The sequence below is a fragment of the Acinetobacter haemolyticus genome, assembly GCF_900406815.1.
In the GTDB taxonomy this organism is placed as follows: Bacteria; Pseudomonadota; Gammaproteobacteria; order Pseudomonadales; family Moraxellaceae; genus Acinetobacter; species Acinetobacter haemolyticus_A.
In genome coordinates this window covers 1-22,230 of the sequence record NZ_OVCN01000024.1, presented here as the reverse complement: position 1 = coordinate 22,230, position 22,230 = coordinate 1, and the positions used below count along the sequence as shown (strand labels likewise).

Genomic DNA, 22,230 nt, shown 5'->3' with positions numbered 1-22,230 from the left:
TCACTGAGTCAACACTTGTTCACTAATTTTCTGAATGTTTTTTGCGCTTTTTTATAACTATCTAAATTGTCTTGAAAAAAAGAGCGTCTTAAAGGAGATCATGAACGTTCTGAAAATGTGACTAAATTTGGCAAAAGCACAAAAGTGTCTGATTGGGCAATGGATTAAAGCTAAAAAAAACCTATTTTTTTTGCTAGACTCTATCGTATGGTTTTAATGGATCTTATTCATGTCGATTAGAGATGAACGAAAACAACAGAGTCGGCAAGCTCTACTGGATGCAGCACTCCACCTCAGTACCTCTGGGCGCTCATTCAGCAGTATTAGTTTGCGAGAAGTTGCTCGTGAAGTTGGTTTAGTACCAACGGCGTTTTATCGTCATTTCCAAGATATGGAAGCATTGGGACAAGAGCTAGTTGATCAAGTCTCTTTACATCTCAAAAGCCTGATTCATCAACTCGGTCAAAGCTATCTAAAACATAGTGGGGCAGCAAAAACACGTACCAGTATTGAACTGTTTGTACAAGCGGTAAACCATAGTCCACAACAATGGCAATTTATGATTGCTGAACGTTGGGGCGGATCTGAAACGGTCAGGACCGCAATTGCGCGTGAAATTGAGTTTTTGATCGAAGATCTCGCCATTGATTTATGCAAACTTGAAACCTTCAAGCACATTAAAGAAGCTAAAGATTTACAAGTTCTATCGACCATTTTGATCAATATGTCATTTACTTGGGCAATGACGTGGATCAACTTACCTAAACAGTATGAGATTGACGATTTATTAGAACAACAGAATCTGTTTATAGACAATGCAACCACTCAGGTTCGTTTGCTATTTAATGGGATCTCAAATTGGGAACCACAAAACGTTTGACTATATCAAGCCCAAAGTTTGATATATAAAAGCATTGCTTCGCGTTATTATGCATTAGACAATCAAGCATTGCCGTTTAGAACACTATGAGGAGCTTATAAGCATCATGAATCCTGATCGTCATACACAGTTCTTAATTCGCAAAGAAAAAATTTTGCAGGTTGCTGAAAAACTATTATTAGAAAACAACCAAGAAATGACCTTAGATGAACTGGTTGCCGAACTGGACATAGCCAAAGGTACGCTATACAAACATTTTCGCAGCAAAAATGAATTATTGCTTGAGCTGATTATTCAAAATGAAAAAGAAATTTTAAAAATTTCAGATAAATACAATACCGATGTCAAAGAATATGCTCCACGTTATATGCTCTATCATTTAAAAGCACCCAGTCGTACGATTCTCCTGCATCAATTAGAAGAACATCTCACCATGACTGAATCAAAGTTAAAGCATTTGTTTGATGAGCTTTATGAAATTCGTCAGCAACGTATTGTTTCTTTGAAAGAAATGACCGAAAAATATTTAAAGTCGCAAAATTATGATATGTCGATTCGTGATTATTTGTCTTATATTTGGTCACTGACCTACGGTGCAGCATTATTATTAAATTCAAGTTATTACCAACGTTCGATTGGTTCACGAGAAAAGTTAATAAATCTCTACGTCAACCAAGCTTTGTCTTTACCTACACAAAAAGTGCAAATTGATTTAGAAGCTTTGGATAGTGAATAACCCTGAATAAAAAAGGACTGCGGCAATTACTCCCCAGTCCTTTATACTTTAACTAAAGATCAATTTTATTTGCCTTTACGCTCTTTCTCTAACAAGAAGTCAACCACTTGGGTAACCTTTGCATCTTCACCCTGTACCACATATTTTCCGTTTACCACGACTGCCGGTACGCCTGTCAATTGGTACTGTTGCGCGAGCTGATTTGACTCAGCAACTTTTGCAGTAATTGGGAAAGAGTTAAACATACTATTAAATTTCTGTTCTGGTACACCATAGCGTGCAAAGAACTTCGCCTGAGAGGCTTGATCAAAAATCTGTTGACCACCCTCATGAATCGCGTGGAAAAGTGGAATATGGGTTCTCTTACGAACACCAAGTGCTTCTGACACATAGTAACCACGTGCACCTTGCTCCCACACCTTATTCATGGCTGCGGGTGTGCGTAAGAAATACACATCCTTTGGAATTTTCTTTAACCAAGTTTGCATATGTGGCTCAAGATTATAGCAGTGACCACAGCCATACCAGAAAAATTCGCGGACTTCGTACTGACCTGCTGGCGCAACCGTTTTACCTGGATTGGCCACAACCGTATAGTCCTTACCTTCAACAAAATTTGCAGCCATTGCATTCATTGAAAACGTCAACGCAACCGCACTTAAACCACTGAGTACTAACTTTTTCATTGCCTGTGCTTTTCCTCTAAGCATTTTTCGTAAGTTTATATGCTAAATATAAAGCAAACTCGACTAATTCGTTTTTCTTCTGTGAAGTTTTTTATTGGATTTATCGCTTTTTTTGCCAGAATCGCTACACTACCAAAAGATTAAACCGAAATAATCATCCTAATATAGAGGTGACACCATGTCGCAATTGAATGTTGACCCGCAAGAAATCGCAAAATTTGAAGCATTGGCTGCCAAATGGTGGGATCAACATTCGGAATTTCGCCCTCTTCATCAAATCAATCCCTTACGTCTAAACTGGATCGATGAACGTGTAGGTGGTTTAGCGGGGAAAAAAGTCCTCGATGTCGGTTGCGGCGGTGGAATTTTAGCTGAAAGTATGGCGCGTCGTGGTGCTGATGTTCTCGGCATTGATATGGGTGAAGCTCCGCTTGCAGTAGGTCGCCTTCACGCACAACAAGAAAATGTACAAAACATCGAGTATCGCCAAATCCCTGTTGAACAACTGGCTCAAGAGCAAGCAGGTCAATATGACGTCGTGACCTGCATGGAAATGATGGAACATGTGCCAGATCCTGCCTCGATCGTCAAAGCCTGCCAAAACTTAGTGAAACCTGGTGGTCACGTGTTTTTTTCAACGATTAACCGCAATCCAAAATCCTATTTATTTGCGATCATTGGTGCCGAATACGTGCTTCGTTTACTGCCAAAAGGCACGCATGACTATCATAAATTCATTCGTCCATCTGAAATGGCACATGATATTCGTAATGCCGGTTTAACCCTCAAGGAAATGACCGGTTTACATTACAACCCGATCACCAAACATTACTGGCTTGCGCCCAATGTCGACGTGAATTATATGGTTCATACCACCAATACAGGTGCTCAATGAAAGCGGTTTTATTTGATCTAGATGGTACGTTGATTGATACAGCAGCTGACTTTATCCGAATCATTCAACAAATGTGCCGTGATAAACAATGCCCTGTGGTTGAAGCAGATACGATTCGCACACAAGTTTCTGAAGGCGCACGTGCTATGGTCAAACTGGTATACCCAGAGTTGGATATCACTGACCCAGTATTTTTAGCGCATCGTCAACGCTTTCTAGATGTGTACGGCGACAATATTGTAGTGGATACAGATCTATTTGAGGGCATGTATCCTTTGCTCGAAGAGTTGGAAGCCCATCACATCCCATGGGGGATTGTGACCAATAAACCACGTGGCTTAAGTGAAGCTTTATTAGCTAAACTCAAGCTGAATGAACGTTGTGCCGTGCTAGTTTGCCCTGAGGATGTCAGCAAAACCAAACCTGATCCAGAACCCATGTACCTCGCGGCTCAACGGCTCAATCTAGATGCTAAAGATATTATCTATGTCGGAGATCATCCCCGTGACATCGATGCGGGACGCAATGCAGAGATGTATACGATTTTGGCTGCATATGGTTATTTACCGGTTGAATCACGTGATGATCTCGCTGCATGGCGAGCGGATGCCATTATTCATACCATCCCTGAGCTCCATCAACTGCTTAAACAGAAAATCACTGTTTTCTCAGAAAATCAGAGTATGATGGGTTAAACATTCCATTGAAGATAATAACAGGAGGCATAACAATGAAATATTCAGAATATCAACCTCGCCCAGATCTGCTTAAAGATCGCATTATCTTAATCACAGGTGCTGGTGATGGGATCGGACGAGCTGCTGCGATGAGTTATGCCCTCCATGGTGCCACCGTGGTCTTACATGGTCGTACTTTAAACAAACTTGAAGTCATCTATGATGAAATTGAAGCTTTAGGTGCGCCACAACCCGCTATTCTTCCATTACAGCTCTCAACTGCATCGAGTCATGATTACGAGCTTTTGGTGGATACTTTAGAGCAGCAATTCGGTCGTTTAGATGGTATTTTACACAATGCAGGCATGTTAGGTGATCGTGTTGAACTTGCCAACTACCCAGTTGATGTTTGGGATGATGTCATGGCGGTGAATTTACGCGCGCCTTTCGCTTTAACTCAAGCCTTATTACCTTTACTCGAAAAATCAGAACATGCTTCGGTGATCTTTACCAGTTCAGGTGTTGGGCGTGAAGCACGTGCATTGTGGGGTGCTTATTCAGTCTCCAAAATTGCAACGGAAGCGATGAGCAAAATCTTTGCCTTAGAAAACAGCTTCCCAAACATTCGCTATAACTGTATCAATCCAGGCGGTACACGTACTGCCATGCGTGCCAAAGCCTACCCCGATGAAGATCCAAAAGTGCTACCTACACCTGATAGCATTATGCCTGCCTATCTTTATCTTATGGGTGATGATAGCTTGGACATGAATGGACAAAGTATTGATGCTCAAGATTAAGTTCTGCTGACATTCAGACTTTATGAGAATAATTCCAAACAGTATTGAAAACTGACCTGATGCAGAGATTTGGGTAAATTATCTTCATCTTTTTAAAGGAACAATGAATTGATCTTCACAGTTTCTCTGCATTTTTAAGGTACAGTTTTCACATGAGAGACATCCGATATTAGGTGTATCATGAAAAAATTTTTCATTATTTTGATTTTAGGTTCAATTGCCTTATTGGGCAGTGTGGCAAGTTTTGCGAGTCCTCCATTTGATCGTGATGAAGATGGGCGTGGCAAGCATGGCCGCAATTTCGAACGTTCAGATAATGATAACCGTATGCGCGAACGTCGTATGCGTGAAGAACGTGGTGTAGAGCGCTTGAAACAACATCGCTGGCAAGCGGGATATGTCATGCCTCAACATTATCGAGGTAATGGCTACAAAATTGATTATAAAGAAAATAATCTCCCTAAGCCGGGTCGTAATCAACAATGGTACAAAATTAACAACGACTATATTTTAGTCAACTCGGATGATAATAGTATTGTCAGTATTCGAGCATTCTAAATATGCCACATTGACTTATACTGAATTGAGGTCAAATGAGATCGCACTCAAACTTCATTTGAGTGCTTTTTATTAAACTAAATCATGTGAGTTTGAGTTTTTTTGTTTAGAATCATCTCATATCTGTTGATTTGAGATCGGTATGCCTAGTAAGCCTGTAGAAAAATTGCATAACAGCACCCAACATTATGTACATTGGTTTCGCCATTCTGCACCTTATATTAATGCACACCGAGATAAAACCTTTGTTCTGATGTTCGGCGGTGAAGCCGTTCAACATGAAAATTTTCAGCATATTATTCACGATATTGCCCTGCTGCATTCTTTAGGCATTCGCTTAATCCTCGTATACGGCGCACGTCCGCAGATTAATCAGAATCTCCATCAACAACAGATCGAAACACCGTTTCATCAAAATCGTCGCATTACCACACGTGAATCTTTACGTGGTGTGATGAACGCCGTGGGTTCAATACGCCTAGAAATTGAAGCTCTACTATCTATGGGTTTAGCCAACTCACCGATGTATGGCGCACGCATTGATGTCGTTTCAGGCAATTTTGTCACTGCGAAGCCGTATGGTATTCGTGAGGGAATCGATTTCCAGCTCACTGGAGATGTACGTTCGATTGATACCGACGCAATTCAACGTCATTTAGATAACCATAATATTGTTCTATTAGGGCCAACAGGCTATTCGACCACGGGTGAAGTCTTTAATTTACTTGCTGAAGAAGTCGCAACCAAAACGGCAACCGCATTAAATGCCGACAAGCTGATCTTCTTAGGTGAAAAACAAGGTCTGATCAATGATCAAAAACAATTGTTGCGTGAATTAAGCCCACGTCAGCTTGAACCTTATATTCAACAATTTCAATCCCAATATCCCGAATTTGCCTTACACCTCAAACAAGCCCAACAGGCCTCATTGTCTGGTGTACATCGCGTCCATCTGATTTCGTATGCCTATGATGGTGCATTGATTGAAGAACTATTTACGCGGGATGGAGTCGGTACGCTAATCACAGATGCTCACTATGAGGAGGTACGAATCGCCAATATCCAAGATGTCGGTGGTTTGATTAACTTACTTCGTCCACTTGAGCAAGAAGGGATTCTGGTCTATCGCTCACGGGAACTTCTTGAAAGTGAAATTGAGCAATTTGCCGTGATTGAACGTGACGGCATGATTCTCGCCTGTGCGGCACTCTATCCCATCCCTACGGGAGAAGATGAAATCCATTCCGCAGAGATTGCCTGCGTCGCAGTGGATTCAAATTATCGAAAATCCAATCGCGGCAGCCAGATTTTGCAATTCCTAGAGACAAAAGCCAAGCAACAAGGCATTCAACAACTGTTCGTACTCACAACACGAACGGCTCACTGGTTCTTGGAACAAGGTTTTATCGCAGCAAGCATCGATGACTTACCCAATGCTCGCCAAGCGCTCTATAACTATCAACGTAACTCCTTAGTCTTTAAAAAAGTCTTGGTTTAAGTTCATTTAGGTTGTAGATATTTTTATTTCTTATAAAGATATCTACAACGCCTCAATATCAATGATTGAACTTAAAATAAAAAAATAACGATTATCTTGAAATATAAAAATTAATCATATTAAAACAATAATTTACCAATTAACCTAATGAGTATATTTATATAAAGCATCGCTAAGCTTATACAATTTTGTGTTTTGCACTTTTCATTATAAACAAAGCCCGATTATTTATTTTTTCTGTCATAAAAAAAGTTTTAGCGTAGTTGCTCATCTTAATCAATCTTTGATTTTTCGGGGAGCATAACCAGCATGGTCATTTCAATCAATCATTCATGGAACTATCGCCTCATCGCAGCGAGTCTTGTCAGTTTGATGGGAATTACAGGTTGTGCAAAGAAACCTGAGCAGCAAGCAACAACACAACAAGAAACCACAACATTCAATATCGGCTTTCAAAAGTATGGCATCTTGCCGATCGTCAAAACAAAAGGTGAATTAGAAAAACGTCTTGCTGCTCAGGGAATCAAGGTGAAATGGATTGAATTCCCAGCAGGTCCCCAGCTTTTAGAAGGTTTAAATGTAGGGAGTGTTGTTTTTGGTGAAGCAGGTGAAGCTCCACCAATTTTCGCACAAGCAGCGAATCCCAATTTGATTTATGTCGCCAACCAACCGCCTGCTCCAACAGCTGAGGCATTAATCGTTCAAAAAGATTCACCTATACAATCGATACAAGACTTAAAAGGTAAACGAATCGCGCTCAATAAAGGCTCGAATGTTCATTATCTTCTCCTTAAATTACTTGAAGCTCACAATCTCAAGCTCAGTGATATTCAACCTGTTTATTTACCCCCTTCAGATGCACGTGCGGCCTTTGAAAAAGGCGTGGTTGACGCTTGGGTCATTTGGGACCCGTTCCTTGCAGCAGCCGAGCATCAAATCCAAGCCCGAGTCATTGCCAACGGCGAAAATCTGGTGAACAACCACCAATTTTATTTGGCAGATCGTCAATATGCTGAGAACAATCCAAAAGTTTTACAAACAGTGATCACCACTCTTAACCAAACCACGGATTGGGTCAAAGCACATCCTGACGATGCGGTAAAACTACTCCAAAAACCCACTGCTCTTGAGTTTGAGGTGCTGAAAAAATCAATATCACGCATGGGTTTTGGGGTTCAGCCCATCTCAGAAAAAGTGGTAACAAAACAACAATATGTTGCTGATGCTTTCTTTGCACAACAGCTCATCCCAAAACAACTTCACATTCAAGAGGCTGTCTTGAAAAACCAAGTTGAATAATCAAGAGAACAGAGGGAATTGCGATTTAAAGCAAGTGATTCCTGGTCATATTGGCATTCAGCACAGTGTTTGTACGGCGCAATAAAGATTGATTTTAGAAGGAATATCCGCATGAATATTTTCTGGTTTATCCCCACTCACGGTGACAGTCGTTATTTAGGTACCAGTAGGGGAGCGCGGCAAGTTGATCATGCTTATATGAAACAGATTGCTGTCGCGGTAGATAATCTCGGCTATGCAGGTGTATTAATTCCAACGGGACGTTCTTGTGAAGACCCTTGGATCACGGCCGCCAGTCTAATTGATGCCACCAAGCAACTTAAATTTTTGGTGGCCCTGCGTCCAGGTATCACTACACCTGCACTTGCGGCACGGATGGCAGCGACCTTTGACCGCCTCTCCAATGGCCGTATTTTATTGAACCTTGTAACGGGTGGTGATGAACAAGAGCTTAAAGGTGATGGCCTGTATGAAGACCATAACACACGTTATCAAACCGCATCCGAATATGTCAAAATCTGGCGTGAAATCTTGACCCGCTCTCATACAGGTGAGTCCTTCACTTTTCATGGTGAGCGGTTAAGTGTCGATGATGCCAAACTGCTCTACCCACCCGTACAACGTCCTTATCCACCGTTATGGTTTGGCGGTTCATCAGAAGCTGCAACTGAATTAGCGGCGGAACAGGTCGATACCTATTTAACTTGGGGTGAGCCTCCTGCTGCAGTAAAAGAGAAAATTGAATATCTCCGCGCCAAAGCAGCAGCTAAAGGCCGCACACTCACTTATGGCATTCGCTTACATGTGATTGTTCGCGAAACCAATGAACAGGCATGGGCAGCTGCTAATGAACTGATCCAATATTTAGATGATGACACGATTGCAGCAGCTCAGAAAAAATTTGCGCAAATGGACTCGGTTGGTCAGCAACGGATGGCAGCCCTGCACGGCGGACGTAAAGACCAACTCGAAGTCTCGCCAAATTTATGGGCAGGTATTGGTTTGGTCCGTGGTGGTGCTGGTACAGCTTTAGTTGGTGACCCAGAAACTGTGGCTGCACGCATTCAAGAATATGCGGATTTAGGCATTGATACCTTTATCTTCTCTGGATATCCGCATCTAGAGGAATCCATTCGATTTGCCGAGTTAGTCTTTCCTTTACTTCCCTTACAGACACGACAAAAACTGGCACAACCGCATTTGACTGGTCCTTTTGGAGAAATCATTGCCAACAACTATGTACCTGAAGAAAAGCAATCCAGACTTCCAAGCAAGGAAAGCGCATGACCAAACAACTTTATTTGAGCAATGTTTCACGTGGAACAAAACATATCACTAAAGGTTTGCTCCCTTGGCTATTTCCAATTCTACTTTTGACCATTTGGCAAATTGCGTCAAGCTCAGGCATTTTACAAAATCGTGTTTTACCCGCTCCAAGCGCAGTGGTGAGTGCATTTTGGCAACTATTGGTCAGTGGTGAACTTTGGCAGCACGTCCAAGTCAGTGCTGGTCGTGCCTTACTCGGTTTATTGATTGGAGGTGGTTTAGGCCTCATTTTAGGCTTATTAAATGGTTCATCTCGCATCGCATCAACCTTACTTGATACCACCTTACAAATGATCCGCAATATCCCTGCACTTGCTCTGATTCCATTGGTGATTTTATGGTTCGGCATTGATGAAACCGCCAAACTGTTTTTGGTGGCTGTTGGGGTGTTTTTCCCGATGTATATCAACACCTATCACGGTATTCGTTCCGTTGATCCTCAACTGATTGAAATGGGTAAAAGTTACGGACTCAATCGCTGGCAACTCTATAAAGAGATTATTCTCCCCGGTGCCATGCCTTCGATTCTGGTGGGACTACGTTTCTCCCTAGGCTTGGTATGGGTCTTACTCATTGTTGCAGAGACGATTTCAGCACAAGCAGGTATCGGCTATATGACCATGAATGCACGTGAGTTTTTGCAAACAGATATCGTTTTGGTCGGTATTTTACTCTACGCCTTACTCGGTAAATTAGCAGATGTACTGGCACAAGCATTGGAACGTTATTTATTACGCTGGCATGCGGGTTATCAAAAATAAAAAAGGGGGACTAAAATGAGTAATTTAAACCTAAATTTTCATGACAATCATGAAATTCAAACACTTACTGCAGTAAAAACAGCACCCTCATCTGCCAATGGGGCAGAGATTCTGATCGAGCAACTGTATAAATTCTATGCAGAGGTCAAGGTGCTTGAAGATTTAGACCTCCAGATCGAAGCTGGTGAATTTGTTGCAATCGTTGGTCGGAGTGGGTGTGGGAAAAGCACCTTATTGCGCCTTATCGCTCAATTAGAAAAACCCAGCTATGGTGAAATCAAATTTCAATCTGCTCGAAATTTTCGTGAAGGGATTAGCAGTGCAGATATTCGAGTCATGTTCCAAGACCCAAGATTATTGCCATGGAAAAGTGTTTTAGCAAATGTACAACTCGGCTTATCCAAACCTCAACATACGCTGGCAAAGACGCTATTAGAAAAAGTTGGCTTAAAAGACAAAGCCTCACAATGGCCCGCGCAACTTTCAGGTGGACAACGTCAACGTGTTGCTTTAGCACGAGCATTGTCCCATTCTCCACGCATTTTGCTGCTAGATGAACCACTTGGAGCGCTGGATGCATTAACTCGTTTGGAAATGCAAAATCTCATTGAACAATTGTGGAAAGAGCAAGGCTTTACCGCAGTTTTAGTCACCCATGATGTCAGTGAGGCCGTGCAATTGGCTGATCGAATTATTCTGCTCGATCAGGGGCATATTGCACAGGATTTCAAAGTTAATCTCCCCCGCCCTCGTAAAAAGAGCATTGCTTTTGCACAACTTGAACAACAAGTCCTTGATGCGGTTTTAGCCAGCTAAAACCGTGTACCTCTTCAAAATTGCACTAAAATATCTCAAGCATCATGCAGATGCTGCCGCGATCATGATCGAATTATTAACAAAATATGTATTTTAGAGTTTAGATTCTAATAATTATCAAATAGATCCCTACCACTGATCGTAGAATCACAACTTTTTAAATAAAAAAACTGTGTTGTTGTGCACAAATCCGACAATTTATCTTACAATGTCAAAGACATTTTTTGAATCAAGCTCTCAGATGGAACAGAAAAAAAGTACACAAAAGCGCAATCAACTGCTGAATGCTGCCCTCGATGTTTTCTCTGTCTATGGGTTCAGTGGTGCTAGTCTCGATGAGATTGCTCAACTTGCGAATATGCATAAGTCGAATATTTTCTATTATTATGAAAATAAAGAATCCCTCTATGTGGAAGTCTTGACCACCGTATTACAAAAGTGGCTTGCTCCCTTACAAACTTTAGAGTCAGAGCTTGAACCAACTGAAGCACTGACCCACTATCTGATTCAAAAGCTTGAAAGCTCGCGTGACCAGCCTAAGGCTTCTCGTTTATTTGCCTTGGAAATCATTCAAGGTGCACCACATATTTTGCCAATCTTAAAAGGCCCTTTGAAAAAGCTCTTCAAGCGTAAAACCAAAGTGATTCAAACGTGGCAAGAACAAGGCAAATTGTCCCAGGATATTGATCCAGAATTATTGATTATCAATATTTGGGCAATTACTCAGAACTATGCTGATTTTGCAACGCAAATGGAGATGGTGACGGGTAAAACATTACGTAACCGCAGTATGTACCAACGCACTATTGAACACACTGTGCATTTGATGCTGTATGGCGTAATTCCTCGTTAAGTTTTCTTCCGTTAAAAGCTTTCATTTTAATGATTGAAATACAAAAAGCGGCTTTGTTAGTCGCTTTTTCATGCCAAATAGTTAAGGTGATTATTCAACTGAACTAATCAAAAATATGGAACATTGATTAAAAACCATACGTGGAACAACAATAGTCACGAAAAAGCCGTTCAAATGTGCTGAAACTTAGAATGGCTTACGTTGAGATAAAAGGAAAACTTAAAAAATTACGCATAAGGCGTATTATGTTAATTTTAGATAAACTCAATAATAAAGTTATTAAAATATAAATAATTTCTTAAAAAAAATAAGAAATATTAAGTACTTTTCATTAGTATTATGGCAATTAAAAGTTAGATTATTTAACTTTTTATTGTATTTAACTTTAGAGCGTTATATATTTCAAATTAGTAGTTTCGACAACTTACTTACATACAGAGGTGATTGCTTCGATTTCTTGTTCAATTTAAGGAAATTAATATGAACAAACCTAATCGAGCGATCCTTCTAGCTGTTAGTGACATGAAGAAAATAGCTGAAGCTTTACGGAAAAATAAAGAGCATGAACTTGCTGAATTAATTGAAGATTATATAAATCTTCCACCTTCAAATGATTCTAGTAAAAGTCAATCTGATGATCTAAATCGCATTATTAAAAATGGCACAACAGTTTTAGATCTTATGAGAGTACTTGCGAAACTCTTTATTGACTCCTAACAGCGGCTTCTATTCTTCTTGCAAAAGAATAGGTTATTTTCTGCCCCTTTCACTTTTTTAAATTCAAGACTTTTGGAGGTAATTACTTGAATTTCGACATTAACTTTTGGAATCAAGGAGGCAAGCGATGAAAGCATGCAACTTAGAACTAATTGATTATATTGCTATTTAACACTCTGAATGTAACACAAGAAAATGAGGCAATTATTTTCTTGATGAAGTAAAGAAAGCTGACAATATTTTTTATTTCTAATAGTAGGTCTGTCGAAAAAGATACGAAAAGGTAGTTAAAGTTGAGCATATTAAGTTGGATGGATTTTGAGGATACATATGACACTCACAGAGAGTGGGATATCTTGTATGGTCTTGATCCTGTACGTAAACGTCCTGGAATAGCTATTGCAGAGCCAAATGTATTTATTCAATTTGATATTTTAGATCTGAGCCTATTACTTTGCTATTTATTCTTATTCAACTATGTTCTTTATAAAAAAAATTCAATTTGTTTGTCAGAACAAAATGGATCTAGTGCTCAGCTGTGGGCTTCATTAGTTCACTATAAATCAAGACTTTAACTAGATATGATCTTCCATTATTTTCTAACAATCTAGGTACGATTTATGACAAGCACTCACTTCTCAGGTTTCAAAATTAAAGGATTGCGCATCAAGCAAAATTTATCCGCTATATCAGTAGCTGAAGCTTTAGATATTACTCCAACTTATCTTTCTTTAATTGAAGCGGGTAAGAAGAAACCTTCTTCAAAAGTTTTAAAGAAAGCTGCATACTTGTTTAAGGTATCTTTGGATGAATTTACTGAAACAAAAGAATTATTAAATGACTTTGCCGAACTTGCTAAAAAAATAGATATCGCAAACATCATCGCTGTATTAGAAATGACAAATAAACAAAATCAAGATAATAAGGAAGATTAAAGAGAAATGTATCTCTAACTTTAACTATATATTATTGGACTATTTAACATAAAATCTCTTATGAAAACTCAAAAAAACATGGAATCTTTCGACCATTTAACATAATGGCCGTTATGCGTAACCAGCTTGCAAGCTAAAGTAACTTTTAAATTTCAACAATCTACCGATACGCAAAAGCCCACCCATACAAACTACAAGGCTAGACCTTTACATTTAAAAATGCGCCTGATACAGCGCCAATAACTTTTGTGCCCCTAGTAATAAATTATCTTCCCAATCTAAATGAGCCGTATCATTGGCGCCATCCGTTATATATTTGACTGAGATCAACCGCACACCGAGTTTTTGACAGACTTTGGCTAAAGCATACGCTTCCATATCCACCAAATTACAGCTGACCTTTGGTAAACCTGTTTCAAAAGAATCACCTGTGCCACAAATGCCTTTGGGTAAGTGTTCAAAGTGTGGTTGAGTATAAATTTCTGCGGGGATGTCATCATCCATTGGAGTTACACCTACAGCAAAACCCAAAGGTGATACATCCATATCACGTTGCACAAATGTCGTCACTTCTACCAAGCTATGTGCATCAAAATGCGAACTACCCGCACTACCTAAATTAATCAGCGTCTTGCAGCCTGTTTTCTGAATCACTTCAAAGGCTTTGAATGCCGCATTGATTTTGCCGATGCCACTGTAATGAACGTCAATACCAGCTTGCTCAAACAAACCTTTGGATTCATTCGGCAACGCCATAATCAGGGCAATATCAGCATTCATAAAAAGACTCGTTCAAAGAAAAATAGAGACACAAAAAAGGTGTGCTTTAGCACACCTTGATATTATCGCATCTTCTGTTGCAACGCAGCCAAACAAGGCGAGAAAAAGAGTTGACCGCTATACGCACCAGCTACAGTTTTTTTCATTACCAAAGCCCACAGCCCTATTAGCAATAAACTTAGAACCACAGCGATAGATTGTAAAAAAGCAACTTGCAGCTGATGCGCTAAGTTAAAGATCGCTAAAATAAATACACCGAATGGGAAAGTCAGTCCCCACCAACCCAAATTAAATGGAATCCCAGTACGAATATGGCGCAATGTGGTCAAAATCGCGATTCCAAACCACCATAATCCAAAGCCCAATAATACCAAACTCGCCACAATGCCTAATGCAGGCAGTAAGTTTGCTAAATTTTCAAAGCCCATCGCCTGCATGATACGTGGTGCTTGTTCCCCCAATAATAATAACGCCAAAGCCCCTGTGCCAATTGGTCCTAAACAAAGCCAGCTAGAAATAGCTACCTCTTTCTCAGGCAATTGATGTAAAGCCAAACGTAGCATTAAGATGGTCAAAATTGCAAAAGCAGGCAATACAGAAATTCCCCATAGTACATAGCCTGTGACTAAAATATTGAATGCGTGCTGATCGGCAGTTAAATGCTGTAATAATACTCCCGCTGAACTCGCAGCCACCTCACAAGCCACTATCGGTAATAACCATACTGCGGTCATCCGTTGTAATAAATGATCTTGGCAGCTAAACATACAAAATGGCACGATCCATGCAATCACTACAGCGAGAAATACATCGAAATACCAAAGATACTCCGCAATTTGTACCGCAATATCACCATATAAATGCGTTCCAAAGCTGAGAAAACCATTGATGATCGTCGCCAGCCCCATCGGAATAGCCCCTAAAAACAGGCTCATATTTGGATGACTAAAAATCTGTTTTGCTTCCGTTGGAAATAAAATCCAGCGCAACATATAAAGCACACTAAAACTCATGAAGAGCAAAATATTCAATTGCCATAATTGTGTCGCTAACTTGAATAATAGAGCTGAAGCAAAAGGTAACTGTGCTAAAATCATTGCCACCACACCAGTTCCCATGGTGGCTGTAAACCAGTTTGGGGTAAAATGGCGAATAACATCTCGGCTTTGTTCTAGCTGATAAAATGGTTTTCTCATCTCTATCTCAATATTCAGCAACATAGGTTGAGTTTAGTTCAGCTTTAAAATAAGAAAAATTGATTTATTTTTATTTAATCAATCAATTTTACTTATACATAAATGCTTAAATATTGAAATTTCTCTGTGTAAAAACACAACAACAAGACGAAACGCTGAGAATATGGCAATATATAGCCTTTGTAAAAATCACTGTATTTAACGCCCATGAAGTTGCTTCGTCTCAACGCATTATCGCCAAATTTTCAGTTACCTCCGACCACGGTAACCATTGGCAATTTTGATGGTGTCCATCTTGGTCATCAAGCGATGATTGCCCAGCTTAAAACGTTAGCATCTGTTCAAGGCTTAAAGACTTTAGTCATGATTTTTGAGCCACAACCACTTGAATTTTTTAAGGGTTATGATGCTCCACCCCGCATTAGCTCCTTACGAGAAAAAGTAGAATATTTAACCGAGCTGGGTGTGGATTACATTGCAGTGGCAAAGTTTGATCAATACTTTAGAAGCCTGAATGCGACCGAATTTGCAGATTTACTCAAATTTAAACTTAATGCCCAAAGTCTCGTTTTAGGTGATGACTTTCATTTTGGCAAAGATCGCCAAGGCAACAGCGAATTCTTACGAGACTATGGTTTCAATGTCACCAACTTAGATACGATTGCACTCAATGATGAGCGTGTTAGTTCAACCCGTATTCGCCAAGTTTTACAACAAGGAGACTTGGCTTTAGCTGCAAAACTGCTGGGTCGTCCCTATAGCATCACGGGACGCGTACAATATGGCGATCAAATCGGACGTACACTGGATTTTCCAACGATTAATGTTCGTTTAAATCGTCATAAACCTTGTCTAAGTGGCATCTATGCAGTCGATGTGGTGTGTGAAAATGCCTCACTGACAGCAAAAGTAAAACATACAAATTCTGCCCTGAACGGTATCGCAGGATATCAAAGCGATAGCTTATTCGGTGCAGGTCATGTGGGGACTCGTCCTGCGATCGAACAAGTTCAGCCCGAGTGGCGATTAGAAGTACATTTCCCTGATGTTTCTGCTAATCTGTATGGCTTATTAATGCGGGTAACTTTTCTTCACTATTTACATGGTGAGCTGAATTATCCTTCGCTTGAAGCACTCAAAGCTGGAATAGATGATGATGTGCAAAAATTACGAGACTATCGTAAACGTACACCCCAATTCCCTTTTTAAATTTTATTTGTAATACATGTCAGTTTATACACTGATCAAACTGGAAGAAAACTTGCATGAGCGATAAGCAAACTCCTGAAAATGCAGTGGATTATAAAGCCACACTCAATTTACCTCATACCGAATTTGCGATGAAAGCAAATTTGGCTGTGCGTGAAGCCAAATGGTTAGAAGAGTGGTATGCCGACAACATTTATCAGCAGATTCGTGCTTCGCGTATTGGCAAGAAAAAATATATTCTTCACGATGGTCCTCCCTATGCCAATGGTCAAATTCATTTAGGTCATGCAGTCAATAAAGTCCTCAAGGACATTATTATTAAAAGTCGCGTGATGGACGGCTTTGATGCCCCTTATGTACCTGGCTGGGACTGTCACGGTTTACCAATCGAACTTAAGGTTGAAGAAAAAGTCGGTAAAGTTGGGGTTAAAGTAGATGCCTCTACCTTCCGTAAAGCCTGCCGTGAATATGCTTACACCCAAGTTGAATTACAAAAGAAAGACTTCGTGCGTATGGGTGTATTTGGGGATTGGGATAACCCATATCTCACCATGAACTTCAAACAAGAGGCGGATATCGTTCGCTCGCTTGGTGCGATTGCTAAAGCAGGTCATATTGAACCAGGCTTGAAGCCTGTGAACTGGTGTTTGGACTGTGGTTCTGCACTGGCTGAAGCCGAAGTTGAATATGAAGACAAAAAATCAGATGCAATCGACGTTGGCTTTACAGTCGTTGATCTCAAAGATTTAAGCTCACGCTTGAATATTAATGTGCAAGATGTAACTGACATCGTGATCTGGACAACCACGCCATGGACACTGCCTGCTAACCAAGCAGTTGCGGTACATGCCGACATTGACTACCAACTTGTTCAAATTCAGAACGATCGTGGTGCGCAAAACTTCATTCTTGCTAAAGATCTAGTGGAATCTGCGATCGAGCGTTACAAGCTTGAAAATCCAGTCGTACTGGCTGATTTTAAAGGCGCTGCTATCGAGAACCTATTATTACAACATCCATTGATTACAGACCGTCAGGTTCCTGTGATCGTGGGTGAGCATGTCATCGCAACCAGTGGTACAGGTGCAGTACATACCGCACCAGGCCATGGTGTGGACGACTATAAAGTCGGCTTACAGTACAACTTAAAAGTGGATAACCCAGTAGGTGGCAATGGGGTATATTTACCAACAGCGCCAATTTTTGCGGGTGAACACATTTATAAGGCCAACCCAAAAATTATTGAAGCATTGGGAGCAACAGGCCGTTTATGGGCTCATCAACCGATTAAACACAGTTATCCGCATTGCTGGCGCCATAAAACGCCAATTATCTTCCGTGCGACACCGCAGTGGTTTATCAGCATGGATGCTAAAGGTCTACGCCAAACTGCATTAAATGCGATTGAAAATGACATCGAATTTGTCCCTGATTGGGGTAAAAATCGTATTCAATCCATGATTGAAGGCCGTCCAGATTGGTGTATTTCTCGTCAACGTACTTGGGGTGTCCCAATTCCGTTCTTCGTTCATAAAGATACCAATGAGTTGCATCCACGTACGCCTGAACTCATTGAAGAAGTCGCGAAGCTGATTGAGCAAGAAGGTATCGATGGCTGGTACAACCGTGATGCCAGTGATTTTATCGGTGCAGATGCTGAAAACTATAATGCAATTCGTGACACGCTAGATGTCTGGTTTGACTCGGGTACAACCCACTACGCGGTATTACGTGAACGTGAAGATCTACAAGATCCTGCTGATCTTTATCTTGAGGGTTCAGACCAACATCGTGGCTGGTTCCAGTCGTCTTTGTTAACCGCGATTGCGATCAATGAACGTGCGCCATATAAAGGTCTACTGACTCACGGTTTCGTCGTGGATGAGAAAGGACGTAAGATGTCCAAGTCATTAGGCAACATCATCACCCCGCAAGACATCATCAAAGATATGGGGGCTGATGGTTTACGTTTCTGGATCGCTTCTGCAGATTATCGTTATGAAATGACTGCTGGTAAAGAGATCTTCAGCCGTGCCTCTGATGGTTATCGTCGTATTCGTAATACCTTGCGTTTCTTGTTGGCGAATCTAAATGGTTTTAAACCATCAACCGATGCATTGCCTGTAGATGAACTGATTGCATTGGATCAGTACATTTTACAACGTGCAGTTGAAGTTCAAAAAACCATTCAGCAAGCCTATGAAGAGATGAACTTCCATATCGTCACCAATGCCTTGACTAATTTCTGTATCAATGACTTAGGTGGATTCTATCTCGATATCATCAAAGATCGTCAATACACCACCAAAGCAGATTCCCAAGCGCGTCGTTCTGCACAAACTGCGCTGTATCATTTGGTACAAGCTTTCGTTCGCTGGATGTCACCAATTTTAAGCTTTACTGCACAAGAAGCTTGGCCATTGATTCCTGAACAAGCTGATAAATATGTATTTACGGCTGAATGGTATGAGATCCCAACTGCGTCTACTGCAAATCTATTGTCAGAAGCAGATTGGCAAACATTGATTAGCGTAAAATCAGCAGTAAATAAACAGATCGAAGCAGCGCGTAACGCTAAACTGATCGGCAGTAACTTATCTGCCAAAGTCGAACTTTGGGCGGATGAAGCTCTACAAAAATTGCTAAACCAACTGACTGATGAATTACGTTTTGTCTTGATTACCTCTCAAGTCATCGTCCATTCTTATGCAGAACAAGGCGAAAGCACGGATCTTGAGGGTCTACGTGTCAAAGTCTCAGCTGCAGATGGTGAAAAGTGTGTACGTTGCTGGCATGTATTACCAGACGTAAATACACATGAAGGTCATGCGGGTTTATGCGCGCGTTGTATTGTCAACGTCACTGGCAGTGGCGAAGTGAGAAAGTATGCCTAATTCACAAGCAAAACAAGGCTTGTTCCAATTCTATCCTCATAACTTCCTATGGCTTGGACTTTCAGTCCTTGCCATTGTTTTGGATCAATGGACAAAATGGATCGCCAGCTCGCATTTAAATTATGCAGATCCTGTACCCGTATTGCCTTTTCTAAATTGGACATTGCTACATAATTACGGTGCAGCATTTAGCTTTTTATCTGATGCAGGCGGATGGCAACGCTACTTCTTTACCTCACTTGCAGCAATTGTTTCAATCATTTTTGTATTTTGGCTCATGCGTATGCCAAAGAAAATGGTTATTTTACCTATGGCAATTGCTTTGATTTTAGGTGGTGCAGTCGGTAATTTGATTGATCGCGTCAGTCTCGGTTATGTCGTCGATTTTATCCATGTCTATTATCAAAATAGCCATTTTCCTGCCTTTAATCTCGCAGACAGTGCCATTACCTTGGGTACTATTTTGCTCCTCATTGACACCTTCTTCTTAGAGAAGAAACGTAACCAAAAGGCGGATGCATAATGACCGATATTATCCAACCAAACGAAGAAATCCGTATTCAAGACGGCTCAAAAGTTGATTTACATTTTTCAGTATCCATTGAAAATGGGGTCGAAATCGACAATACACGCGGTCGTGAAGAACCTGTCACTTTAGTGATTGGTGATGGAAATTTACTTCCGGGTTTTGAAAAGGCTTTATTTGGTTTACGTGCAGGTGATCGCCGTACCGTACATTTGCCACCAGAAGATGCTTTTGGTCCTTGGAACCCTGAAAATGTTCAAAGTTTTGATACGGTAAAATTTGAGCAACGTCCTATCGTTGGTCACATGATTGAATTTGAAGATAAAGCCAAAGCAACCTTGTTTGGCATCGTTAAATCAGTCAATGAAGACATTACTGAAATCGACTTTAATCATCCATTGGCCGGTAAGAATATCACCTTTGAAGTGGAAATTTTCAAAGTTACCCCTGCGGGTCAGCAAGGCATTAAACTGATGTAACATAAAAGCTCTCAAATGAGAGCTTTTTTTAACCCTAAAGAAAAGTATAAGATGATATTCAGCAACTATTTTTAAAATTTCGCTCATTCAATTCAAACAATATAGGATTAAAGAATGTTGATTTATATTATTGTTGGTAGCGTACGTGAAGGACGGACAGCTATTAAAGTCGCAAATTGGGTACAGCAAGCAACCAATCAGTTAGCAATTGAACAACTTCAAACAGAAATTATTGATTTAAAGCAATGGAACTTACCACTATTTGCAGGTGCTCACCCTCCTGCTTCAGGTATTTATGATCAACCAAAACAACAAGAATGGGCGGATAAAATTGCAGCTGCTGACGCATTTATCTTCATCAGTCCCGAATATAACCATGGCTACAGCCCAGCGCTTAAAAATGCCTTAGACTATCTCGGCAAAGAATGGCAAGGTAAACCTGCTGCTTATATCGGATATGGCGCGACCAATGGATCACGCTCAATCAGCCAAATTCGTCAAGTTGCTTCAAGTCTAGGAATCGTTGATCCGAATGCAGTTATAGAAATCCGCGATATTTTTAAACGCAATAAAGAAGAAAACTTTGAAGCGAATGAATTCGAAATAAAGGCACTTCAACCACTTATTGAAAAACTACAGAAATATCAACACAAATAATCATGTAAGCCTAAACCTACAAACATCGGGGAGATTGACGAATATACAGCTCTAGAAATTCACTTTATTATACAAATCATAAAGAGACAGGATGGTCTCATTGAGAATAACAAGACCCACAGGAAGTGGTTGTTTATAGGAAATAAACGACAATAAACTAAATACGAAGAAGCCCCGTCAGGATGATGGGGCTTCTTTTTTTCTAAGTATTCTAATTCATGTAACAGAATTCGACATCGTATCTACAAAGATACAATCCCCTTATGAAAGCTCTACATTTTTCCAGCTTTCGCATTGTTACCCTAAAATAAAAATGATTTTGAGGTTCCAATAATGGTTAAGAAAGCATTAGTGATTACATCAAATGTTGGTATTGAACATGATGAGCTTATTCAGCCTATTGAATTTTTGAAAGGCAAAGGTATTGAAGTTATTCATGCTGCAGAAACATTTGAACCTGTGAAAACCGTGAAAAGTGATAAGGATCCAGGACCTGACTACTCTCCACAAGCAGCATTAGATCAGGTTTCCGTAGAAGATTATGATATCTTGATTATCCCTGGTGGCACGGTGAATGCAGATACGCTACGTCTGAATGAAAAAGCGCATTCAATCATTCAATACTTTACCGACCAGAAAAAGCCTATCGCTGCAATTTGTCATGGACCGTGGGTTCTAATCAATGCAGAGCGTATTAAAGAAAAAAACCTAACTTCTTATAAAAGTATTCGTTTAGATCTGGAAAATGCAGGTGCTCATTGGGTTGATGAAGCGGTACACCGCTGTAATACCCATGACTGGCCACTTATTACCTCACGTTGCCCAGACGATCTTCCTCAATTTAACGAGGCCATTTTACAAGAGTTAAATCAAACCTAAAGCTTAGAAAGGAGTAATATTTTCCTTCCATTTCCTTTTGCATACGCAATAAAAAACACCCCCTCTGCGTTAGCGGAGGGGGTGTTTAGAATTAAAAAGCTGGCGATGACTTACTCTCACATGGCAAGTGCCACACTACCATCAGCGCGAAGAGGTTTCACTTCTGAGTTCGG

At 40.4% G+C, this 22,230-nt stretch carries 24 protein-coding genes; 21 read left to right on the top strand and 3 right to left on the bottom strand.

Translation table 11 applies throughout. The features are described 5' to 3' along the window. The first annotated feature begins 229 nt into the window (after positions 1-229). Both DK207_RS14500 and DK207_RS14495 read left to right on the top strand, forming a co-directional pair. Positions 230-880, top strand: a complete 651-nt coding sequence (locus DK207_RS14500) for a TetR family transcriptional regulator (protein ID WP_109441798.1) — start codon at positions 230-232, stop codon at positions 878-880. A 106-nt stretch (positions 881-986) separates the two neighbouring features. After that, complete coding sequence (locus DK207_RS14495; protein ID WP_109441797.1) at positions 987-1,616, top strand: TetR/AcrR family transcriptional regulator; 630 nt, start codon at positions 987-989, stop codon at positions 1,614-1,616. A gap of 65 nt (positions 1,617-1,681) precedes the next feature. Here DK207_RS14495 and DK207_RS14490 read toward each other — a convergent pair whose 3' ends face one another. Beyond that, complete coding sequence (locus DK207_RS14490) at positions 1,682-2,302, bottom strand: thiol:disulfide interchange protein DsbA/DsbL (RefSeq protein ID WP_109441796.1); 621 nt, start codon at positions 2,300-2,302, stop codon at positions 1,682-1,684. Between the two features lie 178 nt (positions 2,303-2,480). On the opposite strand from DK207_RS14490, the gene ubiG reads away from it, so the two are divergent. From ubiG to DK207_RS14425, 13 genes are all read left to right on the top strand, one after another. Continuing rightward, complete coding sequence (gene ubiG / locus DK207_RS14485; protein ID WP_109441795.1) at positions 2,481-3,197, top strand: bifunctional 2-polyprenyl-6-hydroxyphenol methylase/3-demethylubiquinol 3-O-methyltransferase UbiG; 717 nt, start codon at positions 2,481-2,483, stop codon at positions 3,195-3,197. Continuing rightward, positions 3,194-3,892, top strand: coding sequence for an HAD family hydrolase (locus DK207_RS14480; RefSeq protein ID WP_109441794.1), 699 nt, complete (start codon positions 3,194-3,196; stop codon positions 3,890-3,892). The genes ubiG and DK207_RS14480 overlap by 4 nt, the downstream gene beginning before the upstream one ends. 35 nt (positions 3,893-3,927) lie before the next feature. Beyond that, on the top strand, positions 3,928-4,674 hold the full coding sequence (locus tag DK207_RS14475) for a YciK family oxidoreductase (RefSeq protein WP_109441793.1): 747 nt from the start codon (positions 3,928-3,930) through the stop codon (positions 4,672-4,674). Between the two features lie 180 nt (positions 4,675-4,854). Continuing rightward, positions 4,855-5,232 (top strand): RcnB family protein, encoded by a 378-nt coding sequence (locus DK207_RS14470; RefSeq protein WP_109441792.1) that lies wholly within the window; start codon positions 4,855-4,857, stop codon positions 5,230-5,232. Between the two features lie 142 nt (positions 5,233-5,374). Then, positions 5,375-6,730 carry an amino-acid N-acetyltransferase gene (gene argA / locus DK207_RS14465; RefSeq protein WP_109441791.1) on the top strand — a complete coding sequence of 452 codons (1,356 nt, stop codon included), beginning with the start codon at positions 5,375-5,377 and terminating at the stop codon, positions 6,728-6,730. A 309-nt stretch (positions 6,731-7,039) separates the two neighbouring features. Next, complete coding sequence (locus tag DK207_RS14460; protein ID WP_109441790.1) at positions 7,040-8,029, top strand: sulfonate ABC transporter substrate-binding protein; 990 nt, start codon at positions 7,040-7,042, stop codon at positions 8,027-8,029. A 111-nt stretch (positions 8,030-8,140) separates the two neighbouring features. Next, entirely contained in the window at positions 8,141-9,316 is a 1,176-nt protein-coding gene (gene ssuD / locus DK207_RS14455; protein WP_109441789.1) for an FMNH2-dependent alkanesulfonate monooxygenase, read from the top strand. Then, positions 9,313-10,116 carry an aliphatic sulfonate ABC transporter permease SsuC gene (gene ssuC / locus DK207_RS14450; RefSeq protein ID WP_004637372.1) on the top strand — a complete coding sequence of 268 codons (804 nt, stop codon included), beginning with the start codon at positions 9,313-9,315 and terminating at the stop codon, positions 10,114-10,116. The genes ssuD and ssuC overlap by 4 nt, the downstream gene beginning before the upstream one ends. 15 nt (positions 10,117-10,131) lie before the next feature. Next, on the top strand, positions 10,132-10,932 hold the full coding sequence (locus DK207_RS14445) for an ABC transporter ATP-binding protein (RefSeq protein ID WP_109441788.1): 801 nt from the start codon (positions 10,132-10,134) through the stop codon (positions 10,930-10,932). A gap of 241 nt (positions 10,933-11,173) precedes the next feature. Continuing rightward, positions 11,174-11,785, top strand: a complete 612-nt coding sequence (locus DK207_RS14440) for a TetR/AcrR family transcriptional regulator (protein WP_005085882.1) — start codon at positions 11,174-11,176, stop codon at positions 11,783-11,785. A gap of 480 nt (positions 11,786-12,265) precedes the next feature. Continuing rightward, complete coding sequence (locus DK207_RS14435) at positions 12,266-12,502, top strand: hypothetical protein (protein ID WP_109441787.1); 237 nt, start codon at positions 12,266-12,268, stop codon at positions 12,500-12,502. Positions 12,503-12,795: 293 nt separating this feature from the next. Continuing rightward, the gene (locus tag DK207_RS14430) at positions 12,796-13,077 is read left to right on the top strand and encodes a hypothetical protein (protein WP_162540244.1); all 282 of its coding nucleotides are present in this window, start codon (positions 12,796-12,798) and stop codon (positions 13,075-13,077) included. Between the two features lie 45 nt (positions 13,078-13,122). Continuing rightward, a complete protein-coding gene (locus DK207_RS14425; RefSeq protein ID WP_109441785.1) occupies positions 13,123-13,437 on the top strand; it encodes a helix-turn-helix domain-containing protein in 315 nt (104 codons plus the stop codon). A gap of 213 nt (positions 13,438-13,650) precedes the next feature. Here DK207_RS14425 and DK207_RS14420 read toward each other — a convergent pair whose 3' ends face one another. After that, positions 13,651-14,217: a 5'-nucleosidase gene (locus tag DK207_RS14420; RefSeq protein ID WP_109441784.1), complete on the bottom strand. Its 567-nt coding sequence runs from the start codon at positions 14,215-14,217 to the stop codon at positions 13,651-13,653. 62 nt (positions 14,218-14,279) lie between these two features. Continuing rightward, the gene (locus DK207_RS14415; RefSeq protein WP_109441783.1) at positions 14,280-15,413 is read right to left on the bottom strand and encodes a TDT family transporter; all 1,134 of its coding nucleotides are present in this window, start codon (positions 15,411-15,413) and stop codon (positions 14,280-14,282) included. A 207-nt stretch (positions 15,414-15,620) separates the two neighbouring features. On the opposite strand from DK207_RS14415, the gene ribF reads away from it, so the two are divergent. From ribF to DK207_RS14385, 6 genes are all read left to right on the top strand, one after another. Then, entirely contained in the window at positions 15,621-16,622 is a 1,002-nt protein-coding gene (gene ribF, locus DK207_RS14410; protein WP_109441782.1) for a riboflavin biosynthesis protein RibF, read from the top strand. Positions 16,623-16,678: 56 nt separating this feature from the next. Continuing rightward, entirely contained in the window at positions 16,679-19,516 is a 2,838-nt protein-coding gene (gene ileS, locus DK207_RS14405; protein ID WP_109441781.1) for an isoleucine--tRNA ligase, read from the top strand. Then, positions 19,509-20,039 (top strand): signal peptidase II, encoded by a 531-nt coding sequence (gene lspA, locus DK207_RS14400; RefSeq protein ID WP_109441780.1) that lies wholly within the window; start codon positions 19,509-19,511, stop codon positions 20,037-20,039. Before ileS ends, lspA begins: the two co-directional genes overlap by 8 nt. Next, complete coding sequence (locus DK207_RS14395) at positions 20,039-20,521, top strand: FKBP-type peptidyl-prolyl cis-trans isomerase (RefSeq protein ID WP_109441779.1); 483 nt, start codon at positions 20,039-20,041, stop codon at positions 20,519-20,521. Before lspA ends, DK207_RS14395 begins: the two co-directional genes overlap by 1 nt. Positions 20,522-20,635: 114 nt before the next feature. Beyond that, on the top strand, positions 20,636-21,178 hold the full coding sequence (locus DK207_RS14390; RefSeq protein ID WP_109441778.1) for an NADPH-dependent FMN reductase: 543 nt from the start codon (positions 20,636-20,638) through the stop codon (positions 21,176-21,178). Between the two features lie 333 nt (positions 21,179-21,511). After that, the gene (locus tag DK207_RS14385; RefSeq protein WP_109441777.1) at positions 21,512-22,057 is read left to right on the top strand and encodes a type 1 glutamine amidotransferase domain-containing protein; all 546 of its coding nucleotides are present in this window, start codon (positions 21,512-21,514) and stop codon (positions 22,055-22,057) included. The last annotated feature ends 173 nt before the right edge of the window (positions 22,058-22,230 follow it).

Excerpts from the sequence above, each read along its gene's own strand:
- DK207_RS14500 (WP_109441798.1), top strand. The coding sequence starts at position 230 with ATGTCGATTAGAGATGAACGAAAACAACAGAGTCGGCAAGCTCTACTG.
- DK207_RS14495 (WP_109441797.1), top strand. The coding sequence starts at position 987 with ATGAATCCTGATCGTCATACACAGTTCTTAATTCGCAAAGAAAAAATT.
- DK207_RS14490 (WP_109441796.1), bottom strand. The coding sequence starts at position 2,302 with ATGAAAAAGTTAGTACTCAGTGGTTTAAGTGCGGTTGCGTTGACGTTT.
- ubiG (WP_109441795.1), top strand. The coding sequence starts at position 2,481 with ATGTCGCAATTGAATGTTGACCCGCAAGAAATCGCAAAATTTGAAGCA.
- DK207_RS14480 (WP_109441794.1), top strand. The coding sequence starts at position 3,194 with ATGAAAGCGGTTTTATTTGATCTAGATGGTACGTTGATTGATACAGCA.
- DK207_RS14475 (WP_109441793.1), top strand. The coding sequence starts at position 3,928 with ATGAAATATTCAGAATATCAACCTCGCCCAGATCTGCTTAAAGATCGC.
- DK207_RS14470 (WP_109441792.1), top strand. The coding sequence starts at position 4,855 with ATGAAAAAATTTTTCATTATTTTGATTTTAGGTTCAATTGCCTTATTG.
- argA (WP_109441791.1), top strand. The coding sequence starts at position 5,375 with ATGCCTAGTAAGCCTGTAGAAAAATTGCATAACAGCACCCAACATTAT.
- DK207_RS14460 (WP_109441790.1), top strand. The coding sequence starts at position 7,040 with ATGGTCATTTCAATCAATCATTCATGGAACTATCGCCTCATCGCAGCG.
- ssuD (WP_109441789.1), top strand. The coding sequence starts at position 8,141 with ATGAATATTTTCTGGTTTATCCCCACTCACGGTGACAGTCGTTATTTA.
- ssuC (WP_004637372.1), top strand. The coding sequence starts at position 9,313 with ATGACCAAACAACTTTATTTGAGCAATGTTTCACGTGGAACAAAACAT.
- DK207_RS14445 (WP_109441788.1), top strand. The coding sequence starts at position 10,132 with ATGAGTAATTTAAACCTAAATTTTCATGACAATCATGAAATTCAAACA.
- DK207_RS14440 (WP_005085882.1), top strand. The coding sequence starts at position 11,174 with ATGGAACAGAAAAAAAGTACACAAAAGCGCAATCAACTGCTGAATGCT.
- DK207_RS14435 (WP_109441787.1), top strand. The coding sequence starts at position 12,266 with ATGAACAAACCTAATCGAGCGATCCTTCTAGCTGTTAGTGACATGAAG.
- DK207_RS14425 (WP_109441785.1), top strand. The coding sequence starts at position 13,123 with ATGACAAGCACTCACTTCTCAGGTTTCAAAATTAAAGGATTGCGCATC.
- DK207_RS14420 (WP_109441784.1), bottom strand. The coding sequence starts at position 14,217 with ATGAATGCTGATATTGCCCTGATTATGGCGTTGCCGAATGAATCCAAA.
- DK207_RS14415 (WP_109441783.1), bottom strand. The coding sequence starts at position 15,413 with ATGAGAAAACCATTTTATCAGCTAGAACAAAGCCGAGATGTTATTCGC.
- ribF (WP_109441782.1), top strand. The coding sequence starts at position 15,621 with ATGAAGTTGCTTCGTCTCAACGCATTATCGCCAAATTTTCAGTTACCT.
- ileS (WP_109441781.1), top strand. The coding sequence starts at position 16,679 with ATGAGCGATAAGCAAACTCCTGAAAATGCAGTGGATTATAAAGCCACA.
- lspA (WP_109441780.1), top strand. The coding sequence starts at position 19,509 with ATGCCTAATTCACAAGCAAAACAAGGCTTGTTCCAATTCTATCCTCAT.
- DK207_RS14395 (WP_109441779.1), top strand. The coding sequence starts at position 20,039 with ATGACCGATATTATCCAACCAAACGAAGAAATCCGTATTCAAGACGGC.
- DK207_RS14390 (WP_109441778.1), top strand. The coding sequence starts at position 20,636 with ATGTTGATTTATATTATTGTTGGTAGCGTACGTGAAGGACGGACAGCT.
- DK207_RS14385 (WP_109441777.1), top strand. The coding sequence starts at position 21,512 with ATGGTTAAGAAAGCATTAGTGATTACATCAAATGTTGGTATTGAACAT.